Annotated in this window: 16 protein-coding genes and 1 pseudogene; 5 read left to right on the top strand and 12 right to left on the bottom strand. The window is 67.0% G+C overall.

The window, feature by feature from the left end:
* Positions 1-8 precede the first annotated feature (8 nt).
* The 6 genes from AT701_RS01785 to AT701_RS01760 form a co-directional block, all read right to left on the bottom strand.
* Entirely contained in the window at positions 9-2,891 is a 2,883-nt protein-coding gene (locus AT701_RS01785; RefSeq protein ID WP_058125026.1) for an MMPL/RND family transporter, read from the bottom strand.
* Positions 2,888-3,307 (bottom strand): MmpS family transport accessory protein, encoded by a 420-nt coding sequence (locus AT701_RS01780; protein ID WP_058125025.1) that lies wholly within the window; start codon positions 3,305-3,307, stop codon positions 2,888-2,890. The genes AT701_RS01785 and AT701_RS01780 overlap by 4 nt, the downstream gene beginning before the upstream one ends.
* A 710-nt stretch (positions 3,308-4,017) precedes the next feature.
* Complete coding sequence (locus AT701_RS01775) at positions 4,018-4,299, bottom strand: nitrile hydratase accessory protein (RefSeq protein WP_058125024.1); 282 nt, start codon at positions 4,297-4,299, stop codon at positions 4,018-4,020.
* The gene (nthA, locus tag AT701_RS01770) at positions 4,296-4,916 is read right to left on the bottom strand and encodes a nitrile hydratase subunit alpha (protein WP_058125023.1); all 621 of its coding nucleotides are present in this window, start codon (positions 4,914-4,916) and stop codon (positions 4,296-4,298) included. Before nthA ends, AT701_RS01775 begins: the two co-directional genes overlap by 4 nt.
* Entirely contained in the window at positions 4,913-5,653 is a 741-nt protein-coding gene (gene nthB / locus AT701_RS01765) for a nitrile hydratase subunit beta (RefSeq protein ID WP_003891699.1), read from the bottom strand. Before nthB ends, nthA begins: the two co-directional genes overlap by 4 nt.
* 67 nt (positions 5,654-5,720) lie before the next feature.
* Positions 5,721-6,743, bottom strand: a complete 1,023-nt coding sequence (locus tag AT701_RS01760; protein ID WP_058127496.1) for a GlxA family transcriptional regulator — start codon at positions 6,741-6,743, stop codon at positions 5,721-5,723.
* A 103-nt stretch (positions 6,744-6,846) separates the two neighbouring features.
* Here AT701_RS01760 and AT701_RS01755 point away from each other — a divergent pair, with 103 nt between their 5' ends.
* Together AT701_RS01755 and AT701_RS01750 are read left to right on the top strand one after the other, a co-directional pair.
* Positions 6,847-8,436: a phospholipase D family protein gene (locus tag AT701_RS01755; RefSeq protein ID WP_058127495.1), complete on the top strand. Its 1,590-nt coding sequence runs from the start codon at positions 6,847-6,849 to the stop codon at positions 8,434-8,436.
* Positions 8,437-8,583: 147 nt separating this feature from the next.
* Positions 8,584-10,452 (top strand): FAD-linked oxidase C-terminal domain-containing protein, encoded by a 1,869-nt coding sequence (locus AT701_RS01750; RefSeq protein ID WP_058125022.1) that lies wholly within the window; start codon positions 8,584-8,586, stop codon positions 10,450-10,452.
* On the opposite strand, the pseudogene AT701_RS35545 reads toward AT701_RS01750, so the two are convergent.
* Both AT701_RS35545 and AT701_RS01745 read right to left on the bottom strand, forming a co-directional pair.
* Positions 10,445-10,619 (bottom strand): annotated as a pseudogene (locus tag AT701_RS35545) (LLM class F420-dependent oxidoreductase); the annotation flags it as partial. The gene AT701_RS01750 and the pseudogene AT701_RS35545 sit on opposite strands and share 8 nt — an antisense overlap.
* A 356-nt stretch (positions 10,620-10,975) precedes the next feature.
* Entirely contained in the window at positions 10,976-12,274 is a 1,299-nt protein-coding gene (locus AT701_RS01745) for an acetyl-CoA C-acetyltransferase (RefSeq protein ID WP_058125021.1), read from the bottom strand.
* 80 nt (positions 12,275-12,354) lie between these two features.
* Between AT701_RS01745 and AT701_RS01740 the strand changes: the two genes are divergently transcribed.
* Both AT701_RS01740 and AT701_RS01735 read left to right on the top strand, forming a co-directional pair.
* The gene (locus AT701_RS01740) at positions 12,355-13,707 is read left to right on the top strand and encodes a 3-oxoacyl-ACP reductase (RefSeq protein WP_058125020.1); all 1,353 of its coding nucleotides are present in this window, start codon (positions 12,355-12,357) and stop codon (positions 13,705-13,707) included.
* Between the two features lie 43 nt (positions 13,708-13,750).
* Complete coding sequence (locus AT701_RS01735) at positions 13,751-14,566, top strand: MaoC/PaaZ C-terminal domain-containing protein (protein ID WP_058127494.1); 816 nt, start codon at positions 13,751-13,753, stop codon at positions 14,564-14,566.
* Between the two features lie 15 nt (positions 14,567-14,581).
* On the opposite strand, the gene AT701_RS01730 is transcribed toward AT701_RS01735, so the two are convergent.
* The 3 genes from AT701_RS01730 to AT701_RS01720 are packed head-to-tail and all read right to left on the bottom strand — an operon-like array spanning position 14,582 to position 20,113.
* Positions 14,582-17,938: an ATP-binding protein gene (locus AT701_RS01730; RefSeq protein WP_058125019.1), complete on the bottom strand. Its 3,357-nt coding sequence runs from the start codon at positions 17,936-17,938 to the stop codon at positions 14,582-14,584.
* Positions 17,928-18,650, bottom strand: coding sequence for a DUF4194 domain-containing protein (locus tag AT701_RS01725; protein ID WP_003891691.1), 723 nt, complete (start codon positions 18,648-18,650; stop codon positions 17,928-17,930). Before AT701_RS01725 ends, AT701_RS01730 begins: the two co-directional genes overlap by 11 nt.
* Complete coding sequence (locus AT701_RS01720) at positions 18,647-20,113, bottom strand: DUF3375 domain-containing protein (protein WP_011726886.1); 1,467 nt, start codon at positions 20,111-20,113, stop codon at positions 18,647-18,649. Before AT701_RS01720 ends, AT701_RS01725 begins: the two co-directional genes overlap by 4 nt.
* A gap of 145 nt (positions 20,114-20,258) precedes the next feature.
* On the opposite strand from AT701_RS01720, the gene AT701_RS01715 reads away from it, so the two are divergent.
* Positions 20,259-21,347, top strand: coding sequence for a methyltransferase (locus AT701_RS01715; RefSeq protein WP_058125018.1), 1,089 nt, complete (start codon positions 20,259-20,261; stop codon positions 21,345-21,347).
* A gap of 6 nt (positions 21,348-21,353) precedes the next feature.
* Here AT701_RS01715 and AT701_RS01710 read toward each other — a convergent pair whose 3' ends face one another.
* On the bottom strand, positions 21,354-21,857 hold the full coding sequence (locus AT701_RS01710) for a hypothetical protein (RefSeq protein WP_223495260.1): 504 nt from the start codon (positions 21,855-21,857) through the stop codon (positions 21,354-21,356).
* Between the last annotated feature and the right edge of the window lie 18 nt (positions 21,858-21,875).

The raw sequence follows: 21,875 nt of genomic DNA, 5'->3' as shown, positions 1-21,875 counted from the left end.
AGGTTTCGCTAGTCCCTCAGCAGCAGCGAACGAACGAGCGGTCGGGGCCCGATCGGGCGGAGCATGGCGCTCGCCGGGCGCTGCCGCACGCGCTGCGGCCACCAGAACCAGCGCCCGAGCAGCGCTGCAATGGACGGGACCATGAAGGCACGCACGATGAGGGTGTCGAACAACAGGCCGAGACCGATCGTGGTACCCACCTGGCCGATGGTCAGAAGATCGCTGACGATCATCGACGCCATCGTGGCCGCGAACACCAAACCTGCTGCGGTGACGACCTTTCCGGTCCCACCCATCGCCCGGATGATGCCGGTGTTCAGTCCTGCGCCGATCTCTTCCTTCATGCGGGAGACGAGCAGCAGGTTGTAATCGGACCCGACCGCCAACAAGACGATGACCGACATCGCCAGCACGACCCAGTTGATCTGGATGCCGAGAAGGTGCTGCCAGACCAGAACCGACAGGCCGAACGACGCGCCTAGCGACATAGCCACCGTGCCGACGATGACCAGCGCGGCCACGAAGCTGCGCGTCATTATCAGCATGATGATGAAGATCAGGCAGAGCGCGGCGACACCGGCGATCATCAGGTCGATCTTCGAACCGTCGACCAGATCCTTCACGCCCGCCGCCGTTCCGGCGAGGTAGATGTTCGCGCTCTCGAGCGGTGTGCCCTTCAGGGCCTCCTCGGCCGCGATACGGATCGGTTCGACGAGCGCAATGCCTTGCGGCGTCGCCGGGTCGCTGCGCTGGGTGATCAACATGCGCGCGGCCTTGCCGTCGGGAGACAGGAAGATCTCCATGACGCGTTTGAAATCGTCGTTCTCGAGTACCTCGGGCGGTAGGTAGAACGAATCATCGTTGTTGGCCTGGTCGAAGGCCTTACCCATGGCCGTCGCGTTCTCAGTGGTCTCGTCCATCTGCGAGAAGATGCCGGACATCGTCGCGTGCATCGTCAGCATCATCGCGCGCGTGTTCTGCATCGTCGCGATCATGGGCGGGAACTGCAGGAGCATCTGCGGCATCAACTCGTCGAGGCGATCGAGGTTCTCGACCAACTCGCCCATCTTGTCGGTCACCTCGTTGACGCCGTCGAGCGCATCGAAGATGGATCTGATCGACCAGCACAGCGGGATGTTGTAGCAGTGCTTTTCCCAGTAGAGGTAGTTGCGCAGCGGACGCCAGAAATCGTCGAAATCAGCGATGTTGTCGCGCAATTCGCCCATGGTGGCGTGCACCTCATGGGTCGTCTCGACCGTCCGGTGCGTGATCCCGACCATCTCCTGCATCAACGCATACATACGTTGCATCAGCGCGATGGTCGTCGCCATCTCGTCGGCCTGCTTGAGCATGTCCTCCATGCGCTGCTGCTGGAATGGCAGGCTCAGCCGCTGGCTGGCGTTGGACATGCTGAGCATGAACGGGATCGACGTGTGTTCGATCGGCTTGCCCTCAGGCCGCGTCACCGACTGGATGTTCGCAACACCGGGAACCGCGAAGACCGCTTTCGCCAGCTTGTTCAGCACGAGCAGATCGGCCGAGTTCCGCATGTCGTGATCGGACTCGACCAGCAGGATGTCCGGCGTCGTCATCTTCGACTCGGGGAAGTGCCGTGCCGCTGCCGCGTACCCCTGATTTGCCGGGATGTCCTGCGGGATGTACTTCTGGTCGCTGTAGCTCGGGTTGTAACCGGGCAGCGTCAACAAGCCGATCACCGCCACGGCGATCGACGCGATGAGGATCGGCGCCGGCCACCGCACCACGGCTGTCCCGATACGCCGCCAACGACGCGTGGTCACCAGACGTCTCGGGTCGAACCAGCCGAAACGGTTGGTCGCAGCGATACAGGCCGGAACCAAAGTGAGTGCGACCGCGACGGCGACCGCGATACCGACCGCGCCAGGAATACCGAGCGGCTGGAAGTAGGGCAGCCGGGTGAAACTGAGGCACGCGATGGCACCGGCGATCGTCGCACCCGAGGCCAGGACGACCTTCGCCACACCGCTGAACGAGGTGTAGAAAGCCTGTTCCCGGTCCTCGCCGGCCTGCCGTGCCTCCTGATAGCGGCCAGCGAAGAAGATGCCGTAGTCGGTACCTGCCGCGATACCGACCGAAACGAGCAGGTTCACCACGTAGGTGGTCAAGCCGACAATGCCGTGCAATGCGAGGAACGCGACCAGGCCGCGCGCCACCTGCAGCTCGATTGCGACAGTGGCCAACAGGATCAGCACGATGAGCAGCCTGCGGTAGAGCAGGAGCAGCATCAGGAAGATGACGCCGACGGTGACCAGGGTGATGAGCAGGACCGTGCGGTTGCCGCTCTGGCCCATATCCGCGACGATCGCGGCCGGTCCTGTGACGTATGCCGTCACACCTTCCGGCGCGGGAGTGTTCTTGACAATGTCCTGGACGGCACGCACCGATGCCGTGCCCTCTGCCTGGCCGAAGCTGCCGTGCAGGTTGAGCTGGACGTAGGCAGCCTTGCCGTCGGCGCTCTCCGCGGCGCCCGCCGTCAGCGGGTCACCCCAGAAGTCCTGGACGTGCTGGACGTGCTCGGTGTCAGCTTCGAGCTGGTCGATGATCTTGTCGTAGTACGCGTGGGCGTCGTCGCCCAGCCGATCCTGTCCCTCGAGGACCAGGACGGCGATGCTCTCGGAGTTCGACTCCTCGAACAGGATGCCCATCTGTTTCATGGCCTTCACCGACGGGGCATCCGCGGGGCTCAGCGAGACCGAGTGCTCACGCTCGACGACTTCGAGTGGAGGGATCACGACTGTCGCCACGACCGCCACGCCGATCCAGGCCAGGATGATCAGGACTGAGAACCGGCGGATGAACGAGGCGATCCGCGGCCTGCGCTGCTGGTCCTGAGTCACTGTCGTCTCGCTCATGCGGCCTTCAACAGGCAGGAGGTGAAGGCGTTTGTCTGATTCGAGACCTTCTCGGCCTTGACCTCGTCGTCAACTTTGATACGGCACCCGATACTGCTGCTGTCGCCTTGGGCCATGAGGCTTCCGACGGCGGTGGCCTTGTTGATGTCGAATTCCAGGACCCAGGGCAGGCTGACACCCTCGACGAACTGCGGGTCGGAATTCTCATCGAAGTAGCTGATACTCGCGACGGTGCCGGGAGGACCGAAAACCTCGTAAACCAGTTTCTTGGGATTGAAGGGCTTGGAGTCGGTGGCTTTGGTGTCTGAATACGCCACACGCTTCTCGGCGCCGAAGACGTTGTGCAACCGCGAGACGGTGAAGCCGCCAACGGCGACCACCGCAATCACCAACAGCGGAATCCACAGCCGCCTCACGAGCCGAAAAATCGTAGATCTCCTCCCCTATCCACACCCAACATCACTGCTGCGACGGGATCGCAGCGCGCGGCACCACGGGGGGGCGCAGCCTGGTCCTGAAGAGTAAACCATGACTGGCACTGGCGTATCAGACCGTTGCCCAGCGGATACGCAATCGGTATGCGCCGCACGATAACTCGCGCAAGCAAACACGCAACAGCGTGTTCACTCAGCAAACATCGACCAAATAAATGAGACAGCAAATTCACAGGCACTAGTGACCAGCGACCACCCTAGCAGCGAATTTTCTCAAGATCGATCGGCGTTTGCTGAGGGCCCATCTCTGACCAAACGGTGACGATCCGTCCATCAATTGGGTGCACACCGCTCCCCTCCAGCGGACCCGAACAGTACGGTCCACAAAAGGCCCGTCCACCACGATGTGACGCCTACCTTCAGCGGGGACGAGCCATTCAAACCACCACTCCCGCCTGATGGGTCGCCGAACCGCCGGTACCCGCCGATATCTCAGGGCGATGTCGGGAGCGCACGGTGTGGTCGCTTTGCCGAGGACTCGCCTCGGCGCAGATGGCGGCACTGGCAACGTGGTGACGACTCATACCGCATCACAAGAGCCCTTTGTGGCCGTGAGGCGAACTTGGCGCCGTCGTCAATTCCCAGCCGAAAAGTACGGCATTCCCTTTTCGTTGAACCGTTTCAACAACTGTTCACGAACCCGCGGCGCCGGCGAGAAGGCCCCGCTGTGCGACGACCTTTTCGAGTGCGGCGACCCAGTGGTCGTAGTACTGCCAGTCGGCATGGGAATCGGAATCCGAACCCCCTGTGGTCTCCCAGGCGCCGATCGCGTCGATGAGGCTCTGCTGGAACTCGCTCCATGGGTAGTGGCCGAACTCCGACAGTGCCAGGGCGAGGCCGAACGCCCGGCGCTGCCACTCGTGGTCGAAGGAAGGTGCCGCCTGGTCAGTGGTGCACGTCTGGTGGAGTTTCATGCCGGCCGCCCCGCCAGGGCCACGCCGATCATCGACTCGGTGGTGACGAGGTCCATGAGTTGCTCGTCGGTGAGTTCCTCGGTGCCTGCGGGCCGTTCGGGGATGACGAACCACCGGGAGTGCCCGCTGGAATCCCACACCCTGATCTCGGTGTCGTCCGGCAGGTCGACGCCGACCTCGGCCAGTACCGTGCGGGGTTCACTCGCGGCCCTCGCGCGGAACACGGGGTCCTTGTACCAGTACGGCGGCAGCCCGAGGACCGGCCACGGAAAGCACGAACACAGCGTGCAGATCACCAGGTTGTGGATGCCGGGGGCGTTTGCGACGGCCTGGATGTGTTCGCCCTCGGCGCCGGCCATCCCCTCGGGGAGGTCCAGTTCGGCCAGGGCCGCGGGAGTATCCGTCACCACGCGCGCCGCGAAATCCGGGTCGGTCCAGGCCTTCACGACGATCTTCTTGCCGTTCAGCGGTGTCATCTCGGATTCGAAGTAGCCCAGCACCTTGTCGACGGTCTGGTCGGTGATGACACCCTTCTCGATCAGCAGGCGTTCGAGCGCCGCGACCCGCCACGCGCTGTCCTGTTCACGATCGGCCGGATAGGCGAACTGATCACTCACTGGTCCTCCTCAACTGGTGACAGATATGCCTCGAACAACTCTGCGTAGAGCGCGCTCGCGCCGGGTTCGGCACGAGCACCCCACAGTTCTCGGGGCGTGAATTCGACGATGTAGATCGGCATGGGGTCACCGATTCCGTCGCCGGTGTGGACGAAGTAGGAGTACTCGCCTTCGAAACAGCGCTCCACGGTCCCGGTCCGGTTGCGCAGATATCCCGGCAGCCGCGTGTGCTCGCCTGCGGGGACGTCGGCGATCCGTACCGTGTCGCCGGGAGCGAACCTAGGCCTCGCCGGGCCGCGTCGAGGGCTGTCACCGCGTCGGAGGTAGTCGAGAACCTGATCGTCGATGGCCGCTTTCCCGCCGGGCGCTGTGGCCTTCGGTGGCGAACCGACTGGCGCGGCGCGTATCTCGTCTTCCGACAGATATCCCTTGTCGACGAAGAACTGGCTGATGCCGCCCAGCCACTTCTCGTAGTAGCGAAACTTGAAGTAGTCGAACGGATTCATTCCCTCGGCGCCGGTGCGCAGATGGGCCCAGGTCCACTTCTCGCGGAACGTGGTCGGCACGTCGGCGACGGGATACCCGGGCAGCGCCTCCCCCAGATGTGTGCTCAGCGCCATCATCGCCACGTGAATGCCGAATATCCGCTTCTCCCAGTCTTCTACGAAGACCCGTTTCTCGAAATCGAGAGGCCCGGTCAGCCCCTCCAACCCGCCGATGAAATGCTGGAGCCGCATGCCATCAGCGTGGTTCGCTTCCGCGTCCGTCGCCTGCCGATGTCCGGATCTGCACGCAAGGTGTCCGTCACTGCGGGTCGATGCCGGTGGTCCGGAAGCGGTTGCGGTACAGCCCCGGCGAAATCCCGAGGTTTCTGCGGAACGTTCTGCGCATGGTGTCCGGGCTGCCGAACCCGACGAGTCGCGCGACGGCGTCCTGGGCCTGATCACCTGTTGCGAGAAGCACTTTGGCAGCCTCCAGGCGCGCCTGTTCGACGAACCGCGCGGGTGTCATCCCGACCTGCTCACGGAACATCCGCACGAGATGGCGTTCACTCACCGCTGCCCGCGCGGCCAGCGCGGCAAGTGAATGGTCGGCGCCCGGGTCGGCGATCACCGAATCCATGATCTCCCGCAGGCCGTCAGCCGCAGGAAGTCCGGACCACACGCTGAACTGGGCCTGTCCGCCCGGACGTTGCAGGAACACGACCATCCACCGCGCAACCCGGCGCGCCATGGTGGGCCCGTGGTCACTCTCCACCAGCGCGAGCGCCAGATCGGTACCCGCCGATATCCCGGCGCCGGTGAAGAATCGGCCGTCCTGCACGAACAACGAATCGGGATCGACGCGCACGTGCGGGTAGTTGCGGGCGAGCGTCTGGCAGTGGGCCCAGTGCGTCGTCGCACGACGGCCGTTCAGCAGCCCGAGTGCGGCCAGGACGAAGGCACCGGTACAGACCGACGCGACGCGACGCGCCCGCGGCGCCAGGTGGCGCACCAGGTGCACGGCGTCGGGGATGGTGTCAGGCGTCGGTTCTTCCGGAATATCATGCAGGCCAGGGGTGAACGAGAATCCGGCGGGCACGCCACCCGGTACCACCAGCGTGTCGACCGCAGCGGGAACCTCGTCGAGCGCAACGTTGGCGTCCAGCTTCGCGAACGCCGTCGTGCCGACAGCGGTCCCCGTGAGCGAGGCGAGCAGGACGGTGTAGTTCGCGCCGAAATCGTTTGCGCGGGCAAAAATTTCCAACGGGGCAGCGACGTCGGCCAACGTCACCTTGTCGTAGAGCGCAAAGACCACAGTTCTCGGGTCGCTCAGGACCGGCGGCATTCCCTCATCCTCGTTCCACGGCATGCGGCTAGGTGATCAGAGAAACGGGTATGCCCGCTCCGACCGATCAAACTACTCGCCGGCGGGCGCTGGAGGTGGCGTGATGGCTGGGCTGGCCGACTGGTTCCTGACCGCAGAGGAGCGCGGGAACCCGCACACGTCGTTGCCGGACTGGTGCACCGGCAACGACATCGAGGTCCTGGTCCACGGCGCGACCTACTTCGACCGCCTCACCGACGAGGTCGAGAAACTGGGCCGCGGTGACCACCTGTTCTTCACCGACTGGCGCGGTGATCCCGACGAGAGGACCCGTGACGGCGGACCGACGATCGCCGAACTCTTCTGCCGTGCCGCGCAGCGCGGTGTGGTGGTCAAGGGCCTCATGTGGCGCTCGCATCTGGACCAGTTCGCCTACAGCGAGGAGCAGAACCGGCACCTCGGCGAGGCGATCGAACGCGCAGGCGGTGAGGTGCTGCTCGACCAGCGGGTGCGCATCGGCGGTTCCCACCACCAGAAACTGGTGGTGCTGCGTCACCCGGCGTCACCCCAGCGGGACGTCGCCTTTGCCGGCGGTATCGATCTGTGTCATTCCCGACGGGATGACGCCGCGCATCGTGGCGACCCGCAGGCCGTACCGATGGGCAGGCAGTACGGCGACCACCCACCGTGGCACGATGCGCAGTTACAGATCCGGGGCCCCGCGGTGGGCGCCCTCGACCTCACGTTCCGGGAGCGCTGGACCGACCCGGCGCCGCTGGACATGCTCTCGCCGATCGCCTGGATCACCGACAAGCTGCGCCGCAGCGACCTGAGCGCGGATCCGCTGCCCGGCCGGCCACCGGATCCCCCGCCGTGCGGGACCCAGGCCGTCCAGGTGCTGCGTACTTACCCCGACGCGCACTTCGAATACGACTTCGCCCCACGCGGTGAACGCAGCATCGCTCGCGGCTACACCAAGGCCGTGCTGCGCGCCAGGCGGCTGATCTATCTGGAGGACCAGTATCTGTGGTCCAAACAGGTTTCGCGGTTGTTCGCCGCGGCGCTGGCGGCCAATCCCGATCTGCACCTGATCGCGGTGGTGCCGCGACACCCGGATGTGGACGGCAGGCTCTCGTTACCGCCCAACCAGGTGGGTCGGCAACAGGCCATCGCCACGTGCCGTCGGGCCGCACCGGACCGTGTGCACGTGTTCGACGTGGAAAACCACAAAGGCACACCGGTTTACGTTCATGCCAAGGTGTGTGTGATCGACGATGTGTGGGCCAGCGTCGGCAGCGACAACTTCAACCGCCGGTCGTGGACGCACGACAGCGAACTGTCGTGTGCGGTGCTCGACGACGAGCGCGAGGAACGTGAGCCCCGGGACCCGGCCGGGCTCGGCGACGGCGCCCGTGTCTTCGCGCGTGAACTGCGTCTGAAGTTGTTGCGCGAGCATCTCGACCTCGACGGGAAAAACGACGACGCGGCGCTGATCGACCCGAGCGACGCGGTCGCGGCGGTCAACGCATCGGCGAACGCTCTGCAGGCCTGGTATGACAGCGGACGAACCGGGCCCCGGCCACCCGGGCGGTTGCGCCCACACCGCCCTGAGCGCCTCGGACTGCTCACACGCGCGTGGGCCGAACCGGTGTACCGGGCGGTCTACGACCCCGACGGCCGCAACTACCGCGACCGGTTGCGCCGCTACTGGTGACGTTCACCGCGGGACTACCCGCTGGCACCCATCGGGATCTACCGCCAGCGTGCCCCCGGTTTGGGGGACAACGGCGCAGACTTCGGCGGCGCGCACAGGGAATCTACAGGGGACGCCCAAGCCCCGGCCCGCAAAGGAATGGTTCAAATGTCCGCTCTCACTGCACCGAACGTCACCGTCGACAAGACCCTGATCCACCGGTTCACCGAGGCCGTGGCCGGCCACGCCGAGGTGATCACCGATGGTGCGGTCCTCGACGCACGAGGCCACGACTTCTGGGGTGTCGGCGGCACCGCAGAGTTGCTGCTGCACCCCCACGACCGTGACGAGGTCGCCGCGATCATGCGGATCGCGTCTCAGCACCAGGTTCCGATCGTGCCCCGTGGCGGCGCGTCGAACTGCTCCGGCGGCATGATGCCGGCTCGCGGACGTGTGCTGCTGGACCTGTCGAACCTGAACCAGATCATCGACGTCGACGTCGAGGGCCGGTGCGCGCGCGTGGAACCCGGTGTGGTGAACTCCGCCCTGCAGGAGCACCTGGCCCCTTACGGCCTGTGTTTCTCACCCGATCCGGTGTCGGCTCATCTGGCCACCGTGGGCGGCAACATCATCGAGAATGCCGGCGGGCCACATGCTTTGAAGTACGGAGTGACGTACAACCACATCCTCGGTGTCGAGGTCGTCCTGCCCGACGGCACCACCGTGACCCTCGACGCCGAGGATGACGGCCCCGACCTGCTCGGCCTGATCATCGGATCGGAGGGCACCCTCGGCATCGTCACCAAGGCCACTGTCGCGCTGCGACCGGTGGCCGAGGTGACGCACAGCCTGATGGGCGCCTTCGCCACGGCACGTGAGGCCGCCGACACCATCGCGGCGATCATCGCGACCGGCGTGGTGCCCGCGGCCGTGGAATGGCTCGACCACGACGGCATCATGGGCCTGCAGCAGTTCTACGACACGGGGTATCCACTCGACGCCGATTCGATCGTGCTGATCGACGTCGACGGCACTGCCGACGAGGTGGCACGCGATCAGGCGATCGTGGAACGGGTGTTACGCGAACGGGCCACCACCGTTCGTATCGCCGAGGACGAGAAGGACAGGGCCGCACTGTGGTACGGCCGCCTGCACGCCCCGGATTCGGTGGTCCAGAGCGGCAAGGGCTTCTTCATCGGTGACGTCACCGTGCCCCGCGACCGCATCCCGGAGATGCAGGAGGCCATCGGCGCCACCGCCGACCGGCACAAGGACGGGTTGCTGTTCATCGCGGTGTGCGGCCACGCAGGCGACGGCGATCTGCACCCCACCACGTTCTACGACAAGGACAACCCGCTGGCGGCCCCGGCTCTGGCGGCCGCGAACAACGAGATCATCGAAGCCGCATTGAGATTGGGTGGCACCATCACCGGCGAGCACGGTGTGGGCACCGAGAAGATCCAGTTCATGACCAAGCGTTTCACGCCCGTGGAGATCGCCGCCCAGCGCGCGATCAAGCAGGCCTTCGATCCGGCCGGGCTGCTCAATCCGGGTGTGATGCTGCCCGAGCAGTCACCCGACGAACCCGTCACGGCGGCGTTCGGCACCGCGGTCCGCGACGCCGTGGAAGGCACGCTGCTCACCGATCCTGGCGCCGCGCTGACCACCGGCACCGACACCGGCATCGCTGCCAACCTGGGCAATCTGAGCCTCGTCGTCGGCGCCGACGCGACGGTCGAGCAGATCAACCGCTACCTCGACGATCACGGCATCTTCTGCCCCGCGGTGCCCGCCACCGGCGGTGAGCGCAGCATCGGCGAGGTGGTCGCGACGGCGACCGGCGCCGAGCGCATCGGCATCCGCCACGCGCTGCTCGGCGCGGATGTCACCGTCGTCGACGGCAACGCCGCGGCACGCTTCGGCGCCGAGACCATGAAAGATGTTGCGGGGTATGACGCCAAGCGCCTCTACATCGGCGGTCACGGCGCCTTCGGTGCGCTGCGGGCGCTGATCTTCAAGATCGGTGTGCGCCGCTGATCAGGCTCAGCGTCAACGCGTGCTGCGCCATCAGCATCGGGTGCTGGTTCTAACACAACGGCCAGCGCGGTCAGCAGGTCGGGCTCGAAGGGCATCTGGCTCATCCAGACGCGGGCGAACCCTTCGTCGTGCAGCTGGGCGAGCTGACGCACGGCCACGCCAGCGATTGCGCAGGAGGCCCCGACACAAAAGGGCGGGTTCGGGAGGGCACTTTGGGGGCGTCACTACTCGTCTCGCGCCGTCGGTTTTTCACCCCTGAACCGACTCTTTGGATCAAGCCACTCCCGAACCCGTCGTACGAACGATCGTACGCCTCGGGTACCCCTCAGACCAGAGGAAATTTCGATCGAATCGCACTACCCCGGCATCCGGAGCCTTGAAGTAAATGGCCCCGTGTTGCCGTCGGGTCGGGGGGTCAGACGGCAACACGGAGCTACTCGTCTATCGACCCCCCGGACGCCTCCGTTACACGTCCCGAAAACAAACTTTTGGAATGTTTTTCGGGCCCCGTCCGCGAGGGTTCTCAGGCCTCCAGGATCGCCGCGACGCCCTGGCCGCCGGCCGCACAGATCGAGATCAGACCGCGCACCGGCCGGCCGGTGGATTTCTTCTTCTCCGCGAGCTGCTTGGCCAGTTGCGCGACGATCCGGCCGCCCGTCGCCGCGAACGGGTGCCCGGCCGCGAGCGACGAGCCGTTGACGTTGAGCTTCGTGCGGTCGATCGAGCCGAGCGCCTTGTCGAGGCCCAGCCGCTCCTTGCAGTACTCGTCGGACTCCCACGCCTGCAGGTGCGCGAGGACCACCGAGGCGAACGCCTCGTGGATCTCGTAGAAGTCGAAGTCCTGCAGCGTGAGGTTGTTGCGCGCGAGCAGGCGCGGTACCGCGTAGGTGGGAGCCATCAGCAGCCCGTCGGGCCCGTTGACGTAGTCGACGGCCGCGGTTTCGGCGTCGACGAAGTACGCGAGCGGCTCCAGGCCGCGGGCCTGCGCCCAGTCCTCGCTGGCCAGCAGAGCCACCGAGGCGCCGTCGGTCAGCGGTGTCGAGTTGCCGGCCGTCATCGTCGCGTCGCCGGCCTTCACGCCGAACACCGGCTTGAGCTTCGCGAGCTTCTCGACACTCGAATCGGCGCGCAGGTTGTTGTCGCGGTAGACGCCGAGGAACGGCGTCACCAGATCGTCGAAGAACCCGGCGTCATACGCCGCAGCCATGTTGCGGTGGCTGGCCGCCGCGAGTTCGTCCTGCTCGACGCGCTTGATGCCCATCGCCTTGGCGGTCACTGCCGCGTGCTCGCCCATCGACATGCCGGTGCGCGGTTCGCTGTTGACGGGGATCTCGACGCCGAGCGACGCCGGCAGCTTGCCGACGAGCTTGAGACGGTCGACGTTCGACTTCGCCCTCCGCAGGCCGAGCAGCACGCGGCGCAGATCGTTGCCGAACGCGATCGGCGCGTCCGACGCGGTGTCCACACCACCGGCGGCAGCGGACTCGTAGCGACCCGCGGCGATGCCGTCGGCTGCGGCGATGGCGGCCTGCAGACCCGTGCCGCAGGCCTGCTGGATGTCGAAGGCGGGGGTGTAGGGCGACAGCGCGCTGCCCAGCACGCACTCGCGCATGAGGTTGAAGTCGCGGCTGTGCTTGAGCACGGCCCCGCCGATCACCGCGCCGAGCTGCTCGCCGGCCAGGTTGAACCGGTCGATCAACCCGCCGAGGGCCGCGGTGAACATGTCCTGGTTGGAGGCGTTGGCGTACGCACCGTCGGATCGCGCGAACGGAATCCGGTTGCCGCCGAGGACGGCGACACGGCGTCTCGATTCATTGGCCATGGGCCCATATTACCCACTGTTCTTACTCTGGAGTAAGTTCGGTAGGGACAAGGTAGTACCGCGAGCGAAAGGCAGCTGAAGTGGCTTCGGACCTGTTTTCCCAAGTGGTCAATTCCGGGCCGGGATCGTTCCTGGCCAAGCAGCTGGGCGTGCCGCAGCCCGAGACGTTGCGCCGCTACCGCCCCGGTGACCCGCCGCTGGCGGGCTCGCTGCTGATCGGCGGATCCGGCCGCGTGGCCGAACCCCTGCGCACCGCATTGGCCGACGACTACAACCTGGTGTCCAACAACATCGGTGGCCGGTGGGCCGATTCGTTCGGCGGCGTGGTGTTCGACGCCACGGGCATCACCGAGGCCGAGGGCCTCAAGGAGCTCTACACGTTCTTCACGCCGCTGCTGCGCAACCTCGCGCCGTGTGCGCGGGTGGTCGTCGTCGGCACCACGCCCGCGGAGGCCGGCAGCGTCCACGCACAGGTGGTGCAGCGGGCGCTGGAAGGTTTCACGCGCTCGCTGGGCAAGGAGCTGCGCCGTGGCGCGACCGTCTCCCTGGTCTATCTCTCGGCCGACGCCAAGCCGGGCGCCACGGGTCTCGAGTCGACCATGCGGTTCATCCTGTCGGCCAAGTCGGCCTACGTCGACGGTCAGGTGTTCCGCGTCGGCGCCGCCGATTCGACTCCGCCCGCCGACTGGGACAAGCCGCTCGACGGCAAGGTCGCCGTGGTCACCGGCGCGGCCCGCGGTATCGGCGCGACGATCGCCGAGGTGTTCGCGCGTGACGGCGCGACCGTGGTGGCGATCGACGTCGACGGTGCGGCCGAGGATCTCAAGCGCGTCGCCGACAAGGTGGGCGGCACCGCACTCACGCTCGACGTGACCGCCGACGACGCCGTCGACAAGATCACCGCGCACGTCACCGAACACCATGGCGGCAAGGTCGACATCCTCGTCAACAACGCGCGTATCACGCGCGACAAGCTGCTCGCCAACATGGACGAGAAGCGCTGGGACGCGGTGATCGCCGTCAACCTGCTCGCGCCGCAGCGCCTCACCGAAGGCCTGGTGGGCAACGGAACCATCGGCGAGGGCGGCCGGGTGATCGGCCTGTCGTCGATGGCGGGCATCGCGGGCAACCGCGGCCAGACCAATTACGCCACCACCAAGGCCGGGATGATCGGGCTGGCCGAGGCGCTGGCGCCCGTGCTGGCCGACAAGGGCATCACGATCAACGCCGTCGCACCCGGTTTCATCGAGACCAAGATGACCGAGGCCATCCCGCTCGCCACGCGTGAGGTGGGCAGGCGGCTCAACTCGCTGTTCCAGGGCGGCCAGCCCGTCGACGTGGCCGAGTTGATCGCGTACTTCGCCAGCCCCGCCTCGAACGCGGTGACGGGCAACACCATCCGCGTGTGCGGCCAGGCGATGCTGGGGGCGTGAGGTGGCCGATACACAGACCACCCAGCCCAGTGGGCTGAAGAACATGGCGCGGGCCGTGGTCGGCGCCCTGCCGTTCGTCACCCGCAGCGAGAGCCTGCCCAAGCGCACCGTCACGGTCGACGACCTGACGATCGATCCGGCCAACGTCGCCGAGTACGCCCAGGTGACCGGCCTGCGGTTCGGCGACGCCGTGCCGCTCACCTACCCGTTCACGCTGACGTTCCCGGCGGTGATGTCGCTGGTGACCGGCCTCGACTTCCCGTTCGCGGCAATGGGTTCGGTGCACATCGAGAACCACATCACGCAGTACCGGCCGATCGCGGTGACCGACACCGTCGGCGTCGCGGTGCACGCCGAGAACCTGCGTGAGCACCGCCGCGGCCTGCTCGTCGACATCGTCACCGACGTCAAGGTGGGCAACGAGTTGGCCTGGCACCAGGTGACGACGTTCCTGCACCAGCAGCGCACGAGCCTGTCCGGCGAGCCCAAGCCGCCACCGCAGAAGCAGCCGAAATTGCCGCCGCCCAACGCGGTCCTGCGCATCACGCCGGGGCAGATCCGGCACTACGCCGCGGTCGGTGGGGATCACAATCCGATCCACACCAACGCGATCGCGGCCAAGCTGTTCGGCTTCCCCACCGTGATCGCTCACGGGATGTTCAGCGCCGCAGCCGTTCTGGCCAACATCGAGGGGCAACTTCCCGACGCCGTGAAGTACTCGGTGCGGTTCGCCAAGCCGGTGGTGCTGCCCGCCAAGGCCGCGCTCTACGTCGAGCGCGACGCCGACGGCTGGGAGCTCACGCTGCGGCACCTGACCAAGGGGTATCCGCACCTGACCGCGACGGTCACCCCGCTCTAGAACGTTCGAGAGCCGTCACGGGGCCGGGACCGCCTCAGGCTCGGCCCCGCGGCGGAGTTCGCCGAACTCCGCGATCGACGCCGCGGTCACCGAGGCCACGGGCCTGGCGTTGGGCGCCGAGGCGTCGGACTTCGACACCATCACGACACTGTCGATGTACGGCTGGATGGTGGTGGTGTTCTGCACGGTCGCCACGATCACCAGCTGGAATCCGAACTTGCGGAACGCCGACAGCGCCTGCTGCGCGAACTGCGGATCGGACTTCGAGAACGCCTCGTCGAGCATCAGCTGCGCGAACATCGGCCTGGTGTCGGCGCTGCCAGGGCTGGCGAGGTTGAAGCTCAGCGCGCCCGCCAGGCAGAACGCCATGAGCTTCTCCTGCTCACCGCCCGAGTTGTCCCCGGAATTGCTGTACGTGCGGATCACCACGCCGGTCTCGGCGTCTCGCTCCTCGCAGTACAGCACGAACCGGTTGCGCACGTCGAGGGCGTCGCGCGTCCACTGCCGGTCCTCGGGCGTATTGCCCGCCAACAGTTTCCGCAGCTGCAGGATGTCGGTGTACTGCTCGAACATCGCGGTCTCGTCGCCGAAGCTCACGAGTGACACCCGCGCCGAGATGCGCTGGGCCATCTCGTTGAGCTCGTCGACGGCCGCGAGGTGACGCGTGCCCGCGTGCAGCGTGAGCCGCGTACCGCGGTTGAACTCGACCGCGCCGAGCCCGGTGTTGACGCGCGCGATCTGCTCGGTGATCCGCCGCGCCTCGTTGTCGGCGATCATGTGCAGGTTGAGGATCGCGCCAGGTGCCTGTTCGGTGATGAGCCGCTGCATGCGCTCGTAGGCGTCGGGCAGTTCACGCTCGTCGATTCGCCGGCACAGCGCCACGTAGTCGTGCACGCGCTCGTCGAAATCGTCGCTGTCGTTGGGGATCGCGTCGGGGAACGAGCTGTCGTAGGCCGCCATGATGCCCGCGAGCTCGTCGTGGCTGCGGTTGCGGTCGGCACGCAACCGGTCACGTTCGCGGCCGATGACGCGCACGAGTTCGTTGCGGAACGGCTCGGAGTCGAGCAGGTCCAGCGGTAGCGCGATGTCTGCTGCGTACCCGTCGAGGGTGTCGCGCGCATGCTGCGAGATCTCGCCGGGCTTGAGCCGCTCGGTGAGCTCGAGAAGTGCGGTGCGCCGGTTGTCGAGCAGTGTCTCGCGTTCGTTGAGCGAGCCGATCTGCTGGATGACCTTCTCGACGCGCCCCCAGCATTCGTCGGCGCGCTGCTGCAGTTTCTCGACGTCGGGGTTGTCGGACACCAGCAGATCGAGTTCGTCCTGCAGGCGGGTCAGTGCCTCGTCTGCCGAGTCGGTGTCGATGTCGGTCCACTGCATGTACTGGTCACACAGCGCCCGGCAGGCCCGTTCACGCGCCTGCAGCGCCGCGCGGTGCTGGTCGAGCCGTTCGCGCGCCTTGCGGGCCGCCGCGTAGACATCCTCTGCCGCGGCCAGATCCGCCTGCAGCGCGGCCACTTTCGCCTCCGTGCCGCCGACGAAGATGTAGTCGGACGGACGAAGCTTGGACCGGTCGTCCTTGATCGACAGCCGCCCGCTGTCCTTGCGCAGGCCCTGGTCGGTGACCGCACGGGTGTGTGTCGTGAACTCGTCGGGACTGTCGACGCACATGTAGTCGCCGACCGACGCGATGACGTTGAGCGCCTCGACCGCGCTGTCATGCGTGGGGTCGACGACCTGCAGCTTGGACGCCAGCGTCCCCTCGAGGGGTGTGCGCAACTGGGCGTCGTGCTTGACGTGCTGCAACTGGATGCGCCCGCGCATGTCGTTCTCGTTGACGAACCGCAGGGCCGCGTCGAGGTGTGCCTCGGGAACGAGCAGCCGCAGACCGGCGCCGCGCAGCACCTTCTCGACCGCCATGCGCCAGCGGCTCTCATCGGGCTTGAGCTCCATGAGCTCGGCGACGTACATCAGGTCGCGCTCGGGGATGCCGATCGCCCGCGCGATGCGGGCCCGCATCTCGTACTCGGTCTTGGGCAGCGACGAGCCGAGGCGCCGCACGCGTTCCAGCTCGGTCTGGACGGCGTCACGCGCCTCGCGGGCACGCACCTCTTTCGCCGACGCCTCGACGTAGGCCTGGTTGCCGGTGAACAGCTCGCGGTGCAGCCGGTCGGCCTCCTCCATGAGGGTCTCGCGCAACGACCAGAACTCCTCGGCCGTGTCGGGCGGTGTGAGCTGCAGCGCGGTGACCTTGTCCTCGTACGCCCCGCGCCTGCGGCCCACCTCGTCGGCGAGCTTCTCGGCCTCGCTGAGCCGCTGCTGCAGCGGCACGAGATCGACCGAGGCCGAGTTGATCTGCGCCATCAACGCGTTGTGCTCGTTCTTGAGCTGGCGTTGCTGCGCGCCGAAGTCGTCGCGCTGCGCCCCGAGCTGGTTGATCTGGTCGTCGAGGTTCTCGATCTCCGGGCCCGCCTGCTGCAGCCGCAACTGGTCGACGTAGTCGCGCACCATGGCGTTGTCGATCGTGTCGATCACACCGAACTTCGCGGCCTCGTCGGCGTAGCGCGCCTGCACGGCCTCGATGTTGCCGAGCGTGTTGCGTTTGCGCCGCGCCACGTCGAGCATGCCGCGCGCCTCGACGAGCGGGTTGATCTGCTCGAGCGCCTCGTCGACGCCCGCGAGGCTCGCCGGCTCATCGAGCATGAACTCGCGGACGAACTGCTCGAGACCGCCGACGCTCTTGAGCGACTTGGCCTTTCCGAGCAGCTGCTGCGCCGCCTCGGAGGCCCGGATGCCGATGATCGAGTACAGCTGCGCCAGGTACTGACTCTCGCTGCGGCCGCCGTTCCAGCCCGCCTCGCGGAACACCGAGGCGTCGTACCCGCCTGCAGCCCACCGGTTGCACAGGTCGAAGATGTCGCGGTCGTCGTCGATGAGGTAGTAGCGACTTCCTGGATCCGAGGTCTTCTCGGCGGCAAGCCATTTGAGGACAAGGCCGGTCACGGCACGCCCGGTGCGGTCGGAGTAGGTGACCGCCACGGCCGACCAGGCCGGTCCGGTGCCGCGCAGGTACATGATCTGACGGCTGGTGCCGTCCCTGCGTTCGCCCCACGCGCCGCGCACGTACTTGTCGACCGTGCGCTTGCCGGTGCCCGAACCCGCCGCGGTGGTGTCACCCGAGGCGTTGAAGTTGCGTCGGTGTGACGGTAGGAACGCCAGCGAGATCGCGTCCAGCAGAGAGGATTTGCCGCTCCCAGACGAACCGGTGATCAGCGTGCCCGCGGGGCTGAACGGGATCGAGTGATATCCGTCGAACACGCCCCAGTTGATGACCTGCAGACGTGACAGATAGAACTGGTTGGTCGGTTCAGATGCCATCGGCGTCCACTTCATCCTCGGCTGCGGCTGGGTCGGGGTCTGGATCCGGGTCGCCGCTCGCGGCGCGCCTGAGTTGTTCGAACTGCTGGGTCAGCTCGGTGATCGTCGACGCGGTCATGATCGCGTTGATCACAGGGCTGATCGTGAAGCTGTCCTCGTCCTCGCGGTTGCGGACCAGGATCTCGATGTCGGTCAACCGCTCGATCGCGTTGTCGATGCGCCGGTCGAACGACGCGACGTCACGGTCGGTGTCGTTGTTCACGGCGGCGAACAACTCGTGGATGTCCTCGCGGGTGATCAGCACGTTCTCGTCGCGGTTCGCGCTGCGCATGAGCTTGGCGAGGTGCAGCGCCAGGATCGAGTCGTAGGTGTTGAGTGTCTCGCGGCGCAACAGCTTACGGCGCCAGTGAGATTCGTATTCGGCCTGCTCGACGTAGGCGATCTCGTGGTCATCGGACACCACGAGCCGCAGGTCGAGTTCGGACAGCCGCACCGTGAGCTCGGTGCGGTACCGGGTGACCCACGACCACAGCTCGGTGTGGTTGTGCTTGCTGATGTAGCGCCGCGACAGCAGGTGCTGCAGGGCCCAGCACGCCCGGTCGGGCAACTCTGAGACGTCACCGTCGAACCGCGGGGCGCGGCGTTCCGGTGCGGAACGTTCGACCGCGTCGATGCTCGGTAGCGCGTCGAAGTCGATGGACGTGTCGCTCATAACAAACTCTCGCTGACGATCGGGATCGGTTCGGTGAAAACCAGTTTCGGCACTTCGATTTCGCGGTCGGGGCCTTCCAGAGAACGGAACCGCACCCGCACCGACTCGGCGTTGCCGACGGCAGGCTGCTTGAGGGCCCACGACCACAGCACGATGACGTGGCCGAGATACGCCGAGTCGAGCATGCCGATGGCCTCGTTGAGCGGCAGCGGCCGCGACACGACGGTGTCGTTGACGAGTTCGGCGAGTTCGGTGGCGTCGACCTGCGCGGCGAGCGCGCCGAACGCCGACAGATTCACCTCGCCCTCGGACGGCTGCGCGGGCGTGGGCGGCACCGCGTCGCGGATCTTGAACGCCACCGCGCCGATCGAGTTGAAGTCGGCACGCGCCAGAGGGACCTCGAACCCGACGCGGCTGTCGGCCAGGGACACGCTCAGCAGGGCGTTGGCGGCCGCAAGGGCATCGTTGAGCTGGCGGGTGACGCCACGGCTCTCCTCCAGCGTGCCCGACGCCACGAAGCGCTTGATGCGGCGTGCACACCGCTGACGGGTGCGGCCAACCTCGGCGGTCTGCGCCGACACCAGCGTGAAGAACCCGGACATCACCTCGCGCAGGCTCGGGTCGAGCTGCGGCAGCTGGCTGGTCACCAGCTCGATGTCGGCCACCAGCGCGGCGCGCTGCTCGGGATCCTGGATCATGCGCGTGAACGCGGTGTACGACGCGCTCTCGCGCGACGCGAACAGCGATTCGTAGTCGTCGAACAGCTGCCGCTGGCGTTCGCGGTAGCCGACGTCGCTGTCGGCCGACGCGTCGAGCAGGCGTGTGGTGATGCGGTTCAGCATCGCGCCGTACTGCCCGATGTCGGAGATGATCTGTTCCATCTGCAGTGCGATCGCACGCGCCTCGTCCTCGACGTCCAGCGGGTCGGGCTCGGGGCGGCGTCCCTCGTCGAGCGCGTCGAGTTCGGCGCGCAGACGGTCGATCTCGGCCTCGATGTCGGCGCGGATGCGCTCGGGGTCGTTGCTGACCTGACCGGCCACCCTGCGCAGACCCGCCGCGATGCCCGCGATCGAGCCGCCGGTGGCGATGGTGTCCTCGCGGCGCATCCGGCGGGCAAAGTCGAGGACCGCGCGGGCCTCGTAGGTCAGGTAGCAGACGTTGCGCTCACCGTCGCCGGCCTGTTCGGTGATGCGGTGCAGCCAGCCCTGGCTCGCCCAGTACTTGATGAGCGCCAGCCCCGACTGCTCGCCGTCGGCGCCCAGATCGGCCAGATCGCGCTCGAGCCGGGCGACGAGTTCGGGCTCGGTGAGCTTGGTCCCGCGATCGAGGTGACGTTCCATCAGCGTGAGGTATCCGGCCAGGTTGTTGGCCACGAGCAGCCGCACCGACCGCGACTCGGCCACCTCACGGTTGAGCTCGTGGAGCCGCTGCAACGACGGACGACCGACATCAGCGTCGGGCATGTCGCTTCCCTCCGATCCGCAGCGTATGCATCGGCCCTACTCTAGGCGCCACGGCGGACGTGTCCCGGCGCCAGCTGGGGTGGGCCCGGCGCGCAGGGGATGCGTAAGTGACGTACACCTCAGTCATCTGCTTTACAGTTCAGCCGTGACTTCCGCAAAGGTGCCGCCGGCCCGCCTGGTCCGAGCCGTCGAGCGTGCCCGCCACCACGTGCGCAGGCTGTGGCTGCGCAGCGTCCCGCCCGAGGCCGCGATGCTCGAGCTGCTCCTCGGCGCGTGGCTGGCGCAGGGAATCACCGCGGCCGCGCAGCTCGGCGTGGCCGACGCGCTGTCCGGCGGTCCGCTGCGCGCCGACGAGCTCGCGCGGCGGGTCGGCGCCGACGCCGACGCGCTCGATCGCCTGATGCGCGCTCTGGTCGGCGAAGGGGTTTTCCGCCGTACCCGCGACGGCCGCTACGCCCTCAACCCGCTGGGCGACACGCTGCGCACCGATGCACAGGTGTCGATGGCGGGGATGGCCAAGTTCGTGGGCGCGGCGCAGCACCGCGAACACTGGAGCCACCTCGCCGACGCGGTGCGGACGGGCGAGTCCGCGATCCGCACGCTGCGCGGCATGGAGCCATTCGACTACATCGCGTCCCAGCCCGAGCTGGGCACGATCTTCAACGACGCCATGACCAGCATGTCCGAGCTGGCGATCACGCCGCTGATCGCGGCCTACGACTTCACGCGGTTCGGCACCATCGCCGACGTGGGCGGCGGCCACGGCCGTCTGCTGTCGGCGATCCTGGGATCCGCACCGCAGGCCAAGGGCGTGCTCTACGACCTGCCCAACGTGGTCGAGGGGGCCCCGGAGATGCTCGCGCGGCACGGCGTGGCCGACCGTGTGCAGGTGGTCCCCGGATCGTTCTTCGACGAGGTGCCCGACGGCGCCGACCTGTACGTGATGAAGAACATCATCCACGACTGGGCCGATGCGCCGGCCACGGAGATCCTGCGCAACGTGCGGGCCGCGGCGCGCACGGGCGCCACCTTGCTGCTCGTCGAGGGCGTCATCCCCGACCACGACCGCGCGTTCCCGCTCAAGTGGGTGGACATGGAGATGCTCATCGGCAACGCGGCGCGCGAGCGCACCGAGGCGCAGTACCGCAAGCTCTACACCGAGGCCGGCTTCCGCCTGACCCGCGTGGTGCCCACGGCATGCCCCTACAGCCTCATCGAGGGCGTGGCGGTCTGATCGCGGCTAACCCTCGTCGGCGCACGGCGAGGTCGCGTGCACGTCGAGCCCGTAGACACCACCCGCGGTGGTCTCGGCCTTGACCGAGACCACGTAGCCGCGCGCGTCCCGGTAGGCCTTGTGGGTGGGTGAGTCCTGGTCCGGCCGATCCGACGGGATCGGTTCGAACCCCTCGTCGAGCAGGGTGTCGATGCGTGTCAGCGCACCTTCGACGAGTTCGGGCGCGGGGTCGACGAGCCACTCGTAGACCTGCACCTTCCACGGCGGGCCCACCGACATCAGCGCATCGTCGGTGCGGCAGCCGATCTTGCGCGCCATGGCCGGGTCGGGGTCGACGGGTTTTCCGAGGATCATCGAGACGTAACCGGCCGCGACGCGCGCGGCCTCGGTGACGGTCAGCTCGGTCGGTGGTGTCATCGGGGGCTGAGCCTTCTTCTCGTCGGTGGAATCCTCACCTGAGGGCCCGCATGCGCCTGCGGCGATGAGCACCACAGACATCAGCGCGGTCACGAAAACTGCTGCGCGAAG

Source organism: Mycolicibacterium smegmatis (genome assembly GCF_001457595.1).
Lineage (GTDB): Bacteria > Actinomycetota > Actinomycetes > Mycobacteriales > Mycobacteriaceae > Mycobacterium > Mycobacterium smegmatis.
Note: the sequence above shows the minus strand (reverse complement) of the source record. Positions and strands in the feature narration are given on the sequence as shown.